16 protein-coding genes are annotated in these 14,741 nt (G+C 50.8%); 5 read left to right on the top strand and 11 right to left on the bottom strand.

Translation table 11 applies throughout. The annotated features are described in order from the left end of the window. The first annotated feature begins 88 nt into the window (after positions 1-88). The 5 genes from folE2 to CWI69_RS08655 all read left to right on the top strand — a co-directional run bounded on the left by folE2 (position 89) and on the right by CWI69_RS08655 (position 5,529). The gene (folE2, locus tag CWI69_RS08675) at positions 89-1,027 is read left to right on the top strand and encodes a GTP cyclohydrolase FolE2 (RefSeq protein WP_241971072.1); all 939 of its coding nucleotides are present in this window, start codon (positions 89-91) and stop codon (positions 1,025-1,027) included. 79 nt (positions 1,028-1,106) lie between these two features. Further along, positions 1,107-2,120 carry an adenosine kinase gene (locus CWI69_RS08670; protein WP_126763792.1) on the top strand — a complete coding sequence of 338 codons (1,014 nt, stop codon included), beginning with the start codon at positions 1,107-1,109 and terminating at the stop codon, positions 2,118-2,120. Positions 2,121-2,220: 100 nt separating this feature from the next. Beyond that, a complete protein-coding gene (gene ahcY, locus CWI69_RS08665) occupies positions 2,221-3,585 on the top strand; it encodes an adenosylhomocysteinase (RefSeq protein ID WP_126763791.1) in 1,365 nt (454 codons plus the stop codon). An 11-nt stretch (positions 3,586-3,596) separates the two neighbouring features. After that, entirely contained in the window at positions 3,597-4,178 is a 582-nt protein-coding gene (locus CWI69_RS08660; RefSeq protein ID WP_126763790.1) for a GNAT family N-acetyltransferase, read from the top strand. A gap of 19 nt (positions 4,179-4,197) precedes the next feature. Next, positions 4,198-5,529, top strand: a complete 1,332-nt coding sequence (locus CWI69_RS08655) for an NAD(P)/FAD-dependent oxidoreductase (protein ID WP_126763789.1) — start codon at positions 4,198-4,200, stop codon at positions 5,527-5,529. Between the two features lie 10 nt (positions 5,530-5,539). Here the strand turns inward: CWI69_RS08655 and CWI69_RS08650 are convergent, their stop codons facing one another. The 11 genes from CWI69_RS08650 to mdh form a co-directional block, all read right to left on the bottom strand. After that, positions 5,540-6,688: an ABC transporter permease gene (locus tag CWI69_RS08650; protein ID WP_126763788.1), complete on the bottom strand. Its 1,149-nt coding sequence runs from the start codon at positions 6,686-6,688 to the stop codon at positions 5,540-5,542. After that, positions 6,685-7,419: an ABC transporter ATP-binding protein gene (locus CWI69_RS08645; RefSeq protein ID WP_126763787.1), complete on the bottom strand. Its 735-nt coding sequence runs from the start codon at positions 7,417-7,419 to the stop codon at positions 6,685-6,687. Before CWI69_RS08645 ends, CWI69_RS08650 begins: the two co-directional genes overlap by 4 nt. Before the next feature lie 10 nt (positions 7,420-7,429). Further along, positions 7,430-8,896, bottom strand: coding sequence for an alpha/beta hydrolase (locus CWI69_RS08640; protein WP_126763786.1), 1,467 nt, complete (start codon positions 8,894-8,896; stop codon positions 7,430-7,432). 95 nt (positions 8,897-8,991) lie between these two features. Continuing rightward, a complete protein-coding gene (locus tag CWI69_RS08635) occupies positions 8,992-9,387 on the bottom strand; it encodes a DUF3718 domain-containing protein (protein ID WP_157984261.1) in 396 nt (131 codons plus the stop codon). 91 nt (positions 9,388-9,478) lie between these two features. After that, complete coding sequence (gene folA, locus CWI69_RS08630) at positions 9,479-9,985, bottom strand: type 3 dihydrofolate reductase (protein ID WP_126763784.1); 507 nt, start codon at positions 9,983-9,985, stop codon at positions 9,479-9,481. 100 nt (positions 9,986-10,085) lie between these two features. After that, positions 10,086-11,255, bottom strand: a complete 1,170-nt coding sequence (cgtA, locus tag CWI69_RS08625; protein ID WP_126763783.1) for an Obg family GTPase CgtA — start codon at positions 11,253-11,255, stop codon at positions 10,086-10,088. 76 nt (positions 11,256-11,331) lie between these two features. Beyond that, the gene (gene rpmA, locus CWI69_RS08620; RefSeq protein ID WP_126763782.1) at positions 11,332-11,589 is read right to left on the bottom strand and encodes a 50S ribosomal protein L27; all 258 of its coding nucleotides are present in this window, start codon (positions 11,587-11,589) and stop codon (positions 11,332-11,334) included. Between the two features lie 17 nt (positions 11,590-11,606). Then, on the bottom strand, positions 11,607-11,918 hold the full coding sequence (gene rplU, locus CWI69_RS08615) for a 50S ribosomal protein L21 (RefSeq protein WP_126763781.1): 312 nt from the start codon (positions 11,916-11,918) through the stop codon (positions 11,607-11,609). Between the two features lie 236 nt (positions 11,919-12,154). Beyond that, positions 12,155-13,126, bottom strand: coding sequence for an octaprenyl diphosphate synthase (ispB, locus tag CWI69_RS08610; RefSeq protein WP_126763780.1), 972 nt, complete (start codon positions 13,124-13,126; stop codon positions 12,155-12,157). Between the two features lie 9 nt (positions 13,127-13,135). Further along, positions 13,136-13,717: a rhombosortase gene (rrtA, locus tag CWI69_RS08605; protein WP_126763779.1), complete on the bottom strand. Its 582-nt coding sequence runs from the start codon at positions 13,715-13,717 to the stop codon at positions 13,136-13,138. Between the two features lie 79 nt (positions 13,718-13,796). After that, complete coding sequence (gene mdh / locus CWI69_RS08600) at positions 13,797-14,729, bottom strand: malate dehydrogenase (protein ID WP_126763778.1); 933 nt, start codon at positions 14,727-14,729, stop codon at positions 13,797-13,799. Between the last annotated feature and the right edge of the window lie 12 nt (positions 14,730-14,741).

Here is a 14,741-nt window from a genome sequence, read left to right as displayed (position 1 = left end):
ATCAGGTTAAATCTTGTATACTATCGCCCCATTTTTGGGTACATCTGTACTTTTTAGTACTAACTGCAATGTTTGGAGCCGTAATCGCATGCCAACAGCTACACCGACAATGATGCCAGATATCGCCAATCAAACCAAAGCGCAAACCGAAGGCGCTCTCGATTGGGTCGGCATGAGTAACATTGAGATGCCATTGGTTGTTGGCGCAGCCAATGAACCTGAGCGCCCAGTCAGCGCGCGGGTCGATGCTTTCGTGAACCTGAAAGATCCGAAAGCCAAAGGCATTCACATGTCGCGACTCTATTTATTGCTGGAAGATTTATCCAATAATAACGTGTTGTCGCATCAGTCTCTCAGTAAACTATTACATGACTTTATTGATAGCCATGAAGGCCTGTCAGATCAAGCTTATGTTAAGTTTAGTTTTGATTACCATCTCCGTCGTAAGGCATTAATCAGCAAAAAGCCGGGCTGGAAATCTTATCCGGTGACTGTTATCGGCCGTTATGATCACGGCAAACTTTATCTGCAGTTAGCGGTCGATGTGCCCTATTCGTCGACTTGTCCTTGTTCAGCAGCTCTGGCACGCCAGTTGATTCAAGAGGCCTTTGCAAATCAGTTTGGCACCGACGCAGACGTTGATGCCGAGCTGGTGCACCGCTGGTTAGGTACTACTCAGGGTATTGTAGCCACACCTCACAGTCAGCGCTCGATTGCTGAAGTGAAAGTTGTGATGGGCGAACAAATCTCTGAGCTGCCGATCATTGCCTTAATCGATTCCATCGAAGATGCCCTGCAAACACCAGTACAGGCAGCTGTGAAGCGCGAAGATGAACAAGAATTCGCCCGCTTAAATGGTCAGAACCTGATGTTCTGTGAAGATGCAGCACGCCGGTTACAGCACGCGCTCAACCAGCAGCCGGTGTTTTCCGACTTCTGGGTGCGCGTAAACCATTATGAGTCACTGCACGCCCATGACGCAGTAAGTATCACTACCAAAGGCGTTTCTGGCGGCTTTCAGGCCTAATTAATCGACCTCAAGATCCGGCTGCTGTATACTAAGCGGCCGGATTTTTTTGTTTTAGAAACTACTACCCGAGTATCACATGGATTCAATTGATATCGTTGGCATCGGCAATGCGCTGGTCGACCAAGAGTTTGAAGTCACGGACCAATTTTTACAGCAGCATAAAATCGAGAAAGGCATGATGACCTTAATCGAAGATGCGGAACAAGAACGCCTGATCACCGAGCTCAGCAAGCGCGGTGAACTTAAGAAACAATCTGGCGGCGGTTCTGCAGCGAACTCGCTGGTGGGCTTTAGTCAGTTTGGCGGCAAAGCGTTTTATTGCTGTAAAGTTGCGGACGATCAGGCTGGCCAGTTCTACTGCGACGATATGGAACGCGTTGGCATTACCACGAATACCGGTAATCAGAAACACGAAGGCAAAACCGGCCGTTGTCTGGTAATGGTCACGCCTGATGCTGAGCGCACTATGCGCACCTATCTTGGTATCACCGCCGACTTGAGTAGCGCCGAACTGGATGAAGACGCTATCGCACGTGCCGACTATCTTTATATTGAAGGGTATTTAGTGACTTCGCCCGTTGCCCGGGAGGCGATTGCACGCGCCAAAGAAGTTGCCCGTGCCAATAATACCAAAATCGCCATGACCTGTTCGGATCCGGCCATGGTGAAGTACTTCCGCGAAGGCGTGGATGAGATTCTTGCCGGTGGCGTCGACGTCATGTTCTGTAATCAGGAAGAAGCACGGATCTTAACCGGTACTGATGACGTACAAGCGGCATTGCAACAACTGCAACGCCACGCCAAACTGGTAGCTATTACACTCGGTAAAGATGGTGCACTGGTTGGTGACGGTGTCCGCCAGGTTGCAGTACCGGGCATCCCGGTGAAAGCAATCGACACCAATGGTGCTGGCGATATGTTCGCTGGCGCAATGATGTTCGGTCTGACTCGTGGTTACTCGTTGGCAGCCTGTGGGTTGTTAGCAAGTCACGCGGCGGCAGAGGTAGTTGCAAGCTTCGGCCCACGTTTGAGTCTCGATCAGCAACAGCAGTTACTGATCAAGCTACAGCACGAACCCGAATTCAATTAACTACAAAAACGTTATTGGATGCCAGATACTAGTTATCAGAGCAGGAAACGTCCTCAACCAATAACCAGTAGCTAATAACCTATAACGCATTGAGGTTTTTATGACAGATTACAAAGTTGCAGATATCAGCCTGGCCGACTGGGGCCGTAAAGAAATTTCCATTGCCGAATCAGAAATGCCGGCATTGATGACCATTCGCCGTAAATACGCAGAGGAAAAGCCGCTGCAAGGCGCCCGTATCATTGGCTGTATTCACATGACCATTCAGACGGCAGTGCTGATCGAAACCTTGCTTGAACTTGGTGCCGAAGTGCGCTGGTCATCGTGCAATATATTCTCAACTCAGGATCACGCCGCAGCTGCAATGGCCGCCGCAGGCGTTCCGGTATTTGCCTGGAAAGGCGAAACTGAAGAAGAATACGAATGGTGTCTCGAGCAAACTTGTCATAAAGACGGTGAGTTATGGGATGCCAATATGATTCTTGATGATGGCGGTGACTTGACCTTGTTAATTCACGACAAGTACCCACAAATGCTGGATAAGGTACACGGCATCACCGAAGAAACTACAACCGGTGTACACCGCCTGCTGGAAATGCTGAAACACGGTACCCTGAAAGTGCCTGCCATTAACGTCAATGACTCAGTAACCAAGTCTAAGAATGACAATAAGTACGGTTGCCGTCACTCGTTAAACGATGCCATCAAGCGCGCCACTGACCACCTTTTATCAGGCAAGAAAGCCCTGGTTATCGGCTATGGCGATGTCGGTAAAGGTTCGGCTGCAAGTTTGCGTCAGGAAGGCATGATCGTGCGTATCGCCGAGATTGACCCAATCTGTGCGATGCAGGCCTGTATGGACGGCTACGAAGTGGTATCGCCTTACCTTAACGGTGTCAACACCGGTGAAGCTGGTGGTATCAACAAAGACTTGCTGCAAACTATCGACCTGATCGTCACCACCACAGGTAATGTCAACGTCTGCGATCAGCACATGCTGACAGCGCTTAAATCTACGGCGGTGGTTTGTAATATCGGTCATTTCGATAACGAAATCGATACGGCATTTATGCGTAAAAACTGGCGTTGGGACGAAGTGAAGCCGCAAGTACACAAAATTCATCGCAGCGATGATGAGCACGATTACTTGCTGTTGCTGTCTGAAGGCCGCCTGGTCAACCTCGGCAATGCAACTGGTCACCCAAGCCGTATCATGGACGGTTCTTTTGCCAACCAGGTATTGGCGCAATTACATTTGTTTGGCGAGAAGTTTGCCGACTTGTCAGCGTCTGAAAAAACTGCCAAGCTACGTGTCGAAGTGCTGCCCAAACAACTTGATGAAGAAGTTGCGCGCTACATGGTGCAAGGTTTTGGTGGTGTTATGACCAAACTGACTCAGCAGCAGGCTGATTACATTCATGTAGACGTCGACGGCCCCTACAAAACCGACGAATACCGCTACTAATGGTGTCTTCTATGACGCAGAAACAACCGGTAGTCACCTACCGCGAACTAACGGCCGCCGATCACGCGGCCGTTATTGAATTAGGTAATAGGGTTCATGGCGAAAACTATTTAACCGACGAGAATTTGGCCGACTACATGCAACGTGGCCAGAAGGACGGAGTGAATCTCAACTGGCTGGCGTTCGTCGATGATGAACTGGCTGGAATTCGTCTGACCTTTGCGCCCGGACAGTGGGAGATCGATGATTATTGCACGCCAGAAGCCTGGCCCGTAGCCAAAGAAAACATGTGCTATTTTAAATGTTCTGCGGTAGCGGAAATCAGCCGTGGTTTAGGCATAGGTCGGGGCTTGTTAGAACGGTCCACGGCCGCTGCACAGAAACTTGGCTGCAAAGCTGGGCTGGCACACATTTGGATGCAAAGTCCGAATAATAGTGCATACTCTTATTTTACGCGTTGCGGCGGTGAGATGATTCAGGAGCACCCCGGACGCTGGTATGAACTCTCGATCCATGGTGGCTACCATTGCCCCGTGTGCGATGGTATTTGTCATTGCACCGCCGGAGAAATGGTCCTGCGCTTCGATCGCTAACTCAAACAGACCTAACTTTATGTACGATCCGCTTGTTGATAACTGCCCTGGCCCTGCGCAACCGCATGCTCGCAGTTATTGGCAAGCGACGACGCAGGTTGATTTACCCACACCCTCCGCTATTCTCCCGGAACGTGCCGACTGTATTGTCATTGGCTCCGGCTACACCGGACTCAATACTGCACTCGAGCTTGCCCAACGTTTCGATCAACATGTGACCCTGGTGGAGGCGAACCGTATTGGTTGGGGGTGTTCTACGCGCAATGCCGGATTTGCGATGCCAGGAACCGGTCGGCGCGGCTACGCGGATTGGCAGAAGTACGTTGGCGACGAGGTAACGCGGGCGATTCAGGCGGAATATCAACGCGCCTTCGAGAAACTCGAACACCATCTGCAACAGTGCCCACAGCAGCTGCAGGTGCAGCGCGGTGGCTATCTGAAAATAGCCCACCAGCCCAGTGCTGTGGAAGCGCTTCACAGCACTTATGAAACATTGAAGAAATATGAGCCGGACACACGCTGGCTTGATGCAGATGCCACCCAGGCGCGCATTCACAGCCCACAAGCACATGCGGCTATTCATTATCCACAGAGTTTCGGCTTAAATCCGCTGCTGTTAACTGCCAGTATCGCCCGTCAGGCAAGTAAGGCAGGAGTAACTTTAGTCGAGAACGCCCCGGTGCAGCGCTGGGACCAGGTTGGCGGAGCGCACCGACTGCATACCGGTAAAGGCCGTATTTGTGCGCCTAAAGTTATTATCGCCAGCAATGGTTATACCCCAAACCATTTACATCCGAGTATTCATGGCCGTTCACTGCCGGTGCTCTCGAGCGTTATTGTCACCCGCCCATTAACCGCTGATGAACGTCAGGCCATTGGCGTTGCCACTACCGAGCTGGTAATGGATACCCGCACCTTGAAATACTACTATCGGTTACTGCCCGATGGCCGTTTGCTATTTGGCGGACGCGGGGCGATTCGTGGCAAAGACGCGCAACACCCACGCTATGCAAGGCACTTACTGCAAGCGCTACGGGGCAGTTTCCCAGCATTAAGGCAATTGACGAGTGAGCCTGCAGATTATTACTGGAGTGGCTGGGTCAGCGTCGCCCTGGACGATTATCCGAGAATTTATAGTCCTGCTGAGGGGGTCTACACCAGTATGGGGTATTGCGGTGCTGGTGTGACCTTTACTCAAATTGCCGGGCAACGACTGGCAGAGCTGGCGATGGGAGAAGAGTTACCGCCACTTCCGTTTTATCAATCGCCGTTACCCAGATTTCCTTTACCCCATTTTCGCCGCCTCGGCCAATGGGCCTTCTACCAGCTGGCCCGATGGCGCAGCTTGTAACAGCCTGGCTTTATAGACCGAACACCACTTTTTCACTACTTAGCATGCGGCTGATGAGGCGCAGCAACAGCATTGAAACCAGCACAGTTGCAATAGCACTTATCGCCATCGCACCCCACTGTAATGACTCACCTTTGATAATGTCCAGCAACGCCTGATGCTGCCCAGTCAATGGCAAGTAATACAGGATCTGATTCTTCACCCGCGCAAACTCAACGCCAAACACCACCAGCATTGGCGCCATCAGCAGCAAAGAGATGTAGGTTTGCGCCTCTTTAAAGCTTTTGGCCCGGAAGGATACGAAAAGTTGTAAGGCGGTAGCCAGCAGCGCTAACGGCACCAGCAGCGCAACGATAAGCAGTATCATCGGCCACGCCAGCGCAATGCTGATACCAATCTCATGCAACGGCAGCAGTTTGAAAATAAACGGAATAAGTATTGCACTCAAAAAGCCGCCGAACATAGCAAAGGCCGATGCAGCCAGCGCTTTGCCCCATACCAGTTGGTTGGTGGTCAGTGGCTGCGATAATAGCAGTTCGAGGGAATTCCGTTCGCGCTCACCCGCACTGGTATCGATAGCGACATTCATGCCAGAGAAGAACACCGACAGGAGGATAAAGATCAGTACACTACCGAGGAGGATAGCGGCGCGTGAGCCTTTGGTAGCAGTATCGTGCTTGACCAAATCAATGCCTTGCGTAACCCGTGGGTCGATACCGCGCATTTGCAGGCGAATATAGCTAAGCTGCGCTGTGTAGCCCTCAACGGCGCTTTCAACCCGGCGGATATCCGTACGTTGCTTCTGTGACGAAAAGTCGGCAGTCAGGGTCACCTTTGCCGGTTGTGCCGTCGCGATCGACTCTGCCCAATCCGGCGCTATAGCCAAAGTAATCGGCTGCTGTCCGGCTGGCCAGGGCTCGTCACGTTCGGCAATACCCTGCCGCTCAAGATGAGCGACAAAAGCCGGCGCGTACTCAGCACCTTCAATATCAATCTTCACATCACTGGTGTCAGTAAGCTGGCTAATCAACACATAGAAAGCCACTGCCATCAGCAGAGGTCCAAAGAATGCGTACGACATAGCGGCCATGACCGAGCGTTTATCACGTAACGCGTCTTTGAGTTCCTTACGCATCACTATAGTTATCGGTGATCTCATGCCGCAATACCCTCGTCGGTGCCGATGATTTTAACGAATGCTTCTTCTAATGCAGTTTCGCCGGTTTGCTCACAGAGTTCCGTCGGGGTACCTTGCGCAGCAACTTTACCCGATGCCACAACCACCACCTGGTCACACAGCGCGGCGACTTCTTGCATCACATGACTTGAAAATAAGATACTGGTGCCTTGATCACGCAACTCGCGCAATAAATCCCGTAAAATGCGCGTGCTCATGACGTCGAGACCGCGACTTGGCTCATCCAGAATAAGGTGCTTGGGCCGATGCACGATGGCCTGAGCCAACGCCACTTTCATTCGTTGTCCCTGTGAAAAGCCGGTCGCCCGGCGATCAGCGATGGCATCCATACCCAGTCGTGAAATCACATTTTCAACCGCTGCAGCTCCAGCTTCACCGTCAAGGCCATGCAGGGTTGCAAAGTAAGCGATTTGCTCACGCGCCGTTAAACGTTCATAAAGCCCAAACTTATCAGGAAAAATACCAATTTTCCGGCGTACCTCAAGCGGGTTGATATTAGCATCTATGCCATCAATCAAGGCTTCTCCGGTATCTGCTTTCAACAAGCCATAAATGGTTCGTAAGCAGGTGGTTTTGCCCGCTCCATTGGGACCTAGAAGTCCGGTAATCTGCCCTTCCGGCGCACTAAATGTCAGACCATTTAGAGCCGTCACTTTGCCGAAGGATTTTTGTAATGATTTTACTTCGATCATAGTGGCTCTCTTATAATCCTTTACCGTTACTATTAAGAATGAAAGGTTGTGGCCGCTGTTCTGTAAGGCAGCTGGCATCTAGTGCGGCAAGATCTAAATCTTTAATAAACTGGCTGACCAATTTATTCGCACAGGTATGGCTGACAATGGTGTGCGCACCCTGCGGAGCAATCAGATGGCGGCTATTGCTTAACGTCGCAGCAGCTATTTCGCCCCAGGCGGGTGGCGTCACCGGGTCAAGTTCCCCCGATAGCAATAAGGTCGGAATCGCGCTTGTTACCGGCTCAAACCATTCGTCCGGGCGTTGTTCCTGCGGCCAGACCGAACACATCTCAATAAAGGCATCAGCGGTGCGGCTGCCAATAAAGGTATTATCGCCATCAGCAGCCAATAACTCGGGTGTAGCACGGGGTAAGTCTTCACTACATAGGACGCTAAGGGTCAGGCCCATATACAGCTCTGACTGGGCCATAGTGCTGCCGAACAGACCGGTTAATGGGATGTAATCCCCATTAGCTGTGCGTTCAATGACATAAGGCAGCATTTGCCGCGTAGTGGGATGATAGAGTCCGACCCGCATCACTGAACTGAAGCGCCCGGCGGTAACTAAAATCTCGACCGGCTCATTCGTCAGTGGGTCACGAACAGTCAAAGGGACTGGATTGGCTTGCAGTTGTGCCATGAGATCAGTGTAGGTCGCGCCCAGATTCGGGAAAGTGCTGCTACAAACCTCTGATGCGGCGCAACGCTCGAGCAATTTGCTAAACGATTCGGCACCATGTAAGCCGAATGGGCCCACCACAACCTGCACCGGTGCCACTGCATCCAATACTGCCGCACGAACTGAATCCGGTGCCTCACGCATATAGACCAGGCCAGCCCGTGATCCGTAAGAGCCTCCATAGAGATTCACCTGGTTGTAGCCAAGCGCCTGGCGGACGGTTTCAAAATCACGAATCGCGTTGACAGTGTGGTACTGCGTTAGGTCCGTGTCTTCGAATTTGGCTAAACACTGTTCGGCAACTTCAGCGAGATCTATTGCCTCATCGGTTTTTACCAGCTCTTCAACATGGCTCATAGCACAGCTAAGCGGATGTGAATCGCCTGTGCCACGCTGATCAATTAACAGAATATCACGCTGCTGACGGACGCTTTGAAAGGTCCGATCGATCATGTTCGCCAATTCCGTCGCTGCCTGCCCCGGTCCTCCAGCGAGAATCAACAGAGGATCGTTCTGCTTATTTTCACGCACCGCAGGTAACACGGCAAAGTTTATCCCGATGGTTTTGCCATCAGGTTCGTCATAATTTTCCGGAACCTGCAGAGTGCCGCAACGTAATTGCTCGGCGATACCTTTTAGATAGCACTGTTCAAGTTCAACTTTGGGTGCGCTGTCAGCTATCGACTTATCTTGTCCCTGGGCAACGAAACTGGCGCAGCCGAGAGCCAAAATAAAAGGTGCGATCAAGGTTTTCATGCATTGTTATCCATTTGTAACGAATGCAGTCAGTCTAAACGTTCGGGGATACTTCTGAAAGAGGGAAAACTGTAAAGAAATGTGGCATACCGCAGCTAATTCTGGAAACGCGGAGCCAAAGCTTCACCGATGGGAGTTTGCAGCAGATTCTGTTCGCGTAACCATCGGTAATCCCCGGCTTTCTCAATAACGTCAGCGCTCACACTGCGGGCGATAAAACTACCGATATCATTGGCATTATTTTTTACTGCGAATTGAATCAGGGTGGCGTCATTACAGCGGATATGGGCGTATACATCGCGTAAGCGAATGCGCAGATCACGGAGTTTGCGCTGCAGGCGCACTGTATGGTTGTCGCGCACATAAGAACAGAAAATCAGTGCGACTTCCTCTGACTCGACGTACGACTGCGCGGCGACCGGCTGCATGAGCGGGATCAGGACAAAGGCTGCAGTCGTCGCAGCAAGCCATGATGTAACCGTTTTCAACATCGGCAAACCCCAATTCATCTTATTGAGATTAATCCTACCCTGCAAAACCAGGCCTTACAACGGAATAAATTGTTAACAACGTGACGCGTATTTACAAATTATTTACGCGCTCAAATACTTGTGTTGTAAAGGCATGAGGGTTCTGTGAGTCAGCTGGATGCTCCACTTGCTCGCGCAATTCCCACTCGCCTAACACCTGGAAATCTGGAAACCAGGTGTCGCCTTCAACCTCGGTATCAATCTGGGTCAGGTACAAACGTCCGGCATGCGGCAGAAATTCCTGATAAACCTGGCCACCGCCAATCACCATGAGCTCCTCCGCTTCACCGGCGGCGTTAACTGCCTGCTCGGTATCGCTCACCCAGATAACACCCTGCTCATCGGTATACGGTTGCTGGCAACTGCGCGTCAGCACGATATTCGTGCGACCAGGCAGCGGGCGACCGATGGACTCAAAGGTGGTACGCCCCATCACTACCGGCTTGCCCATAGTAATACGTTTAAAGTGTTGAAGTTCGGCTGGCAGGTGCCACGGCATGTCACCGTTCTTACCGATAACACGGTCACGAGCCATCGCCGCAATCAAAGCAATCCGCATAAAAAACCCCAGTGCGTTACCCGATATTAGTTATCAGTTATTGGTGACACGCTGCCTTGCTCAATAACTAATATCCGATATCAAATAACGCTTTTGTTTTTTACTTCTGATAAATCACTTCGACGTCGGAATCGTCGTCGTCGAAATCATCATCGTCGTCATCTTCATCATCATAAGCATCCAACTGCTCCTGATGATAATTGTCCCATTTAAACTCGGTTGCCGCTTGCGCTTGCTCTTCCTGATCTTCCGCCGAAGTTTTTGGTAGCTGTTCCAGATAGCTCATGATTTCTTTACAGAGCTGATCGGTACCTTTACCACTGATTGCGGAAATCTGATACACCGGACCTTCCCAGTCCAATGCTTCTTTCAGTTCGGCAATACGCGCTTCCACTTCTTCTTCCGTCAGCAGGTCAACCTTGTTGACCACTAACCAACGCGGTTTAGCCGCGAGTTTCGGACTGTATTTTTCCAGTTCACTGACAATGGTCATTGCTTGTGTTGCTGGATCAGTACCATCATAAGGTGCCAAATCAACAAGATGCAACAGTAGTCCGCAACGCTCAAGGTGTTTCAGAAACTGAATGCCTAACCCGGCTCCTTCAGCTGCACCTTCGATAAGTCCCGGAATGTCAGCAATAACGAAGCTAGCGTGATGAACAGGACGCACTACACCGAGGTTAGGAACCAAAGTGGTAAATGGGTAATCAGCCACTTTAGGTTTAGCCGCAGAGACAGAACGGATAAAGGTCGATTTACCGGCATTAGGCATACCCAACAGGCCAACATCGGCAAGCAACATCAGCTCCAGTTTCAGGCTGCGGATTTCACCAGGGGTGCCCATGGTTTTCTGCCGCGGAGCACGGTTGGTACTGCTTTTGAAGCGCGCGTTACCAAGACCATGAAAGCCGCCTTTGGCAACCATGCGGCGCATACCGTGACGCGTTAGATCGCCCAGCACTTCGCCGGTTTCTTCATCTGTTGCGCGGGTACCCACAGGCACTTTCAGCACGATATCTTCGCCGCGTTTACCGGTACAGTTTTTGCCCATACCGTTTTGCCCGCGTTGCGCACGGTGGATGCGCTCAAAGCGATAATCGATAAGAGTGTTCAGGTTTTCATCGGCTTCCAGATAAACATCGCCGCCATCGCCACCGTCACCACCGTCGGGGCCACCTTTGGGGATATATTTTTCGCGCCGAAAACTTACGACGCCATTGCCGCCGTCGCCAGCTTCGACCCGGATGTCAGCTTCATCTACAAACTTCATACTTTTTTACCTGCCACTATAAAAAAACCCCGCCACACAGGACGGGGTTTCTATGTTTTTCGTTAACTCGCCTGAATTAGTCAGTAACGATGCTAACGTATTTGCGGTTTTTAGGACCTTTCTCCGCAAAAGAAACTTTACCGTCGCTCAGAGCGAACAAAGTGTGGTCACGACCAATACCGACGTTATCACCAGCGTGGAAACGAGTACCACGTTGACGAACGATGATGCTGCCAGCTAAAACTGACTCACCACCGAAGCGTTTTACACCCAGACGTTTACTTTCTGAGTCACGACCGTTCTTGGTTGAACCACCAGCTTTTTTGTGTGCCATGTGTCGTTACTCCTTAATTAACCGTTAATACCAGTGATCTTCACTTCAGTGAACCACTGACGATGACCTTGATGTTTCATGTGGTGCTTACGACGGCGGAACTTGATAATGTTCACTTTGTCTGCACGACCATGGTTGACGACTTCCGCTTTTACGGATCCACCAGAAACAAAAGGCGCGCCGATTTTCACGTCATCGCCGTTCGACATCATTAATACCTCGTCGAACTCAACCACTTCACCGGTGGCTGCTTCCAGCTTTTCCAGGCGGACGATTTGGCCTTCAGTCACACGGTGCTGCTTACCGCCACTTTGGAATACTGCGTACATAGTTTTCTCCGATTCGCCCATATGGGCACGTTAGATTTAAATCAGGGCGCGAATTATAGGCGAACTTCACCCCTGAGTAAAGAGTCCTTTTAACTGCAAATACGTTAAAACTGCAAATGCGTTATTGGATATTAGATACTGGTTATTGTTTATTAAAAACCCACCAACGCTTTCATCCAATAACTAATATCCAATATCTAATAACTAATATCTGATATCTAATAACGGTTTTGCTTTTACGCCACCCTATCGACGGCGATGTCGGCGAGTGCATGTAATGCATCCCGATGCTCCGACGCCGGTAATTCCGCCAGTTGTTCCTGCGCCAGTTTAGCTTCTGCCAATGCCCGATCGCGGGTGTAATCCAGCGCACCAGTGCGGCGCATTGCCAGCAAAATCGTTTGTAAATGCTGACGACCATCACCCTGCTCGATCGCCTTTCGGATCAGGCTGGCTTCGTCTTCATTGCCGTGCCACATAGCGTACAGCAATGGCAGTGTCGGCTTACCTTCCGCCAGGTCATCACCGGCTTGCTTACCCATGACTTCGCTGTCGGCTGTGTAATCCAGTAAATCATCGACTAATTGGAACGCCGTACCGAGATGACGCCCATAAGCAGCTAAAGCATCTTCTTCTGCCTGAGAACGTTCAGCAAGGACAGCGCCAAGTTGCGTTGCGGCCTCGAATAACTTGCCGGTTTTCCCATAAATAACGCCGAAATAACTCTCTTCGGTGGTGTCTGGGTCATTGCAATTCATCAACTGCAGGACTTCGCCTTCGGAAATGATATTGGTGGCATCTGCCAGAATCTTCATCACTTTCATCGAGTCAAGCGTCACCATCAACTGGAAGGCGCGAGTATAAAGAAAGTCGCCCACCAGCACACTGGCTTCGTTGCCAAATACCGCATTAGCAGTTTCCTGGCCACGCCGCAGCTCAGATGCATCAACCACGTCGTCGTGGAGCAAGGTCGCAGTGTGAATAAATTCGATGATGGTTGCGAGGGTCAGATGGCCCTCGCCCTGATAGCCAACGGCCCGCGCGGCAGTCACCGCCAGCAAGGGGCGCAGACGCTTTCCACCGCTATTTACAATGTACAATCCAAGCTGATTGATAAGGGCAACATCTGATTGTAGCTCAGCGCCGATCAGTTGGTTGACACCGTTCATGTCGGCGGCCATTAACGTATTAATTTCAGATAACTTCATTCGGCAACGCTAGCTATGGTTTAAGGTTAAGATTTTACAAAGAAATGCTAGTACAAGTCCAGCAACAACTCCGCCTGTGTGCGCAGCAAATGCGAGCCCGCTTAACTCGGGGAGGTAAATCAGGTCGAAAATAACCTTTCCTATCACCCCTGCCAGGATCAGTACTCCCAACCAGCGTTTGTTGATCACATCAATTAAAGCGCAATACGCAAACAGGCCATACAATGTGCCCGAGAAGCCAGCATAGAAGCGTACATCGGGGTCGAAAAAAATCTGTGCAAGGCTACTGCTAAGCATAATCACCGGCACACCTAACCAGCGCTGCCAACCGCGTTGATGATCAATGAAAAGAGCCCAACACACCATTAAGCCAAGCAGGTTTAGCGCCAGATGTGACCAGCTATGATGCACCAGTTGTCCAGTGATAAGCTGCCAAAGATACTGGCCTTCAAGTACTGCGTGTCGATTTAATTTTAGCGCATCCTGCCAGGTCCCCGGCAACAGCATAATTAGCGTCAAAATCGCCATTACACTCAGCGTGGGAGCGATTGCATCGCGTGATGTCGGAATCTGAAAGCCGAGCACTTGCATACTTTTTTACCTATAAAAAACGCCGGGTGCTGTGTTCAGCGTACCCGGCGTTTAGTTATCGTCGTGCCAGAAGCGCGTTTTAGTTTACGAAATCCAAACCTGTCTGGATGTCGTTCTTCAGGCCGTCGAGCATTGATGCTTTAGCTTTCTTCTCGAAATCACTTAGCTCGCCATAAGGTAGGATTTCTTCAACACCATTTGGACCTAAACGAACCGGATGAGCGAAGAACAATGCATCGCTGCCGTCAGTTTCAACGTAGGTGCATTCAACGACACTGTCGTCGCCTTGCAGGGCTTTCACTAATGACAGGCAGAAACGTGCTGCAGCCTGACCCATAGAAAGGGTTGCAGAACCGCCGCCAGCTTTTGCTTCAACAACTTCGGTACCGGCATTCTGGATGCGGTGGGTCAGTTGTTCGATTTGCTCGTCAGTAAAATCAAGGCCTGTTTGCGATAGCAATGGCAGAATTGTCGTGCCACTGTGGCCACCAATAACCGGAACCTTAACTTCTGAAGGGTTCTTGCCGTGGATTTCTGCTACGAATGTTTCCGCGCGGATCACGTCTAAGGTAGTAACACCGAATAATTTGTTCTTGTTGTACACGCCTTTTTTCTCAAGCACACGCTTGGCGATAGCAACGGTGGTGTTCACTGGGTTAGTAATGATGCCGATAGCCGCATCCGGGCAGTTGTCTGCAATGGCTTCAATCAGGTTGGCAACGATGCCAGCGTTGATGTTAAACAGGTCAGAACGGTCCATACCAGGTTTGCGTGGCACACCAGCAGGAATTAAGACGATGTCAGCACCAACAAGTGCCGGCGCGAGGTCGTCTTTACCGTAGCCTTTTACGTTGACTGCGGTTGGGATGTGGCTGAGATCAACAGCAACGCCTGGTACTACCGGCGCAACATCGTACAGCGCCAGCTCAGATCCAGCAGGTAATTGGGTTTTCAAAAGTAATGATAGTGCTTGGCCGATACCGCCAGCTGCACCTAAAACTGCAACTTTCATCTCAGACTCCAT

The sequence above is a fragment of the Pseudidiomarina halophila genome (genome assembly GCF_003987215.1).
Lineage (GTDB): Bacteria > Pseudomonadota > Gammaproteobacteria > Enterobacterales > Alteromonadaceae > Pseudidiomarina > Pseudidiomarina halophila.
Note: the sequence above shows the minus strand (reverse complement) of the source record. Positions and strands in the feature narration are given on the sequence as shown.

Bases quoted from the DNA above. Each gene is read 5' to 3' on its own strand.
- folE2 (WP_241971072.1), top strand. From the start codon at position 89: ATGCCAACAGCTACACCGACAATGATGCCAGATATCGCCAATCAAACC.
- CWI69_RS08670 (WP_126763792.1), top strand. From the start codon at position 1,107: ATGGATTCAATTGATATCGTTGGCATCGGCAATGCGCTGGTCGACCAA.
- ahcY (WP_126763791.1), top strand. From the start codon at position 2,221: ATGACAGATTACAAAGTTGCAGATATCAGCCTGGCCGACTGGGGCCGT.
- CWI69_RS08660 (WP_126763790.1), top strand. From the start codon at position 3,597: ATGACGCAGAAACAACCGGTAGTCACCTACCGCGAACTAACGGCCGCC.
- CWI69_RS08655 (WP_126763789.1), top strand. From the start codon at position 4,198: ATGTACGATCCGCTTGTTGATAACTGCCCTGGCCCTGCGCAACCGCAT.
- CWI69_RS08650 (WP_126763788.1), bottom strand. From the start codon at position 6,688: ATGAGATCACCGATAACTATAGTGATGCGTAAGGAACTCAAAGACGCG.
- CWI69_RS08645 (WP_126763787.1), bottom strand. From the start codon at position 7,419: ATGATCGAAGTAAAATCATTACAAAAATCCTTCGGCAAAGTGACGGCT.
- CWI69_RS08640 (WP_126763786.1), bottom strand. From the start codon at position 8,896: ATGAAAACCTTGATCGCACCTTTTATTTTGGCTCTCGGCTGCGCCAGT.
- CWI69_RS08635 (WP_157984261.1), bottom strand. From the start codon at position 9,387: ATGTTGAAAACGGTTACATCATGGCTTGCTGCGACGACTGCAGCCTTT.
- folA (WP_126763784.1), bottom strand. From the start codon at position 9,985: ATGCGGATTGCTTTGATTGCGGCGATGGCTCGTGACCGTGTTATCGGT.
- cgtA (WP_126763783.1), bottom strand. From the start codon at position 11,255: ATGAAGTTTGTAGATGAAGCTGACATCCGGGTCGAAGCTGGCGACGGC.
- rpmA (WP_126763782.1), bottom strand. From the start codon at position 11,589: ATGGCACACAAAAAAGCTGGTGGTTCAACCAAGAACGGTCGTGACTCA.
- rplU (WP_126763781.1), bottom strand. From the start codon at position 11,918: ATGTACGCAGTATTCCAAAGTGGCGGTAAGCAGCACCGTGTGACTGAA.
- ispB (WP_126763780.1), bottom strand. From the start codon at position 13,126: ATGAAGTTATCTGAAATTAATACGTTAATGGCCGCCGACATGAACGGT.
- rrtA (WP_126763779.1), bottom strand. From the start codon at position 13,717: ATGCAAGTGCTCGGCTTTCAGATTCCGACATCACGCGATGCAATCGCT.
- mdh (WP_126763778.1), bottom strand. From the start codon at position 14,729: ATGAAAGTTGCAGTTTTAGGTGCAGCTGGCGGTATCGGCCAAGCACTA.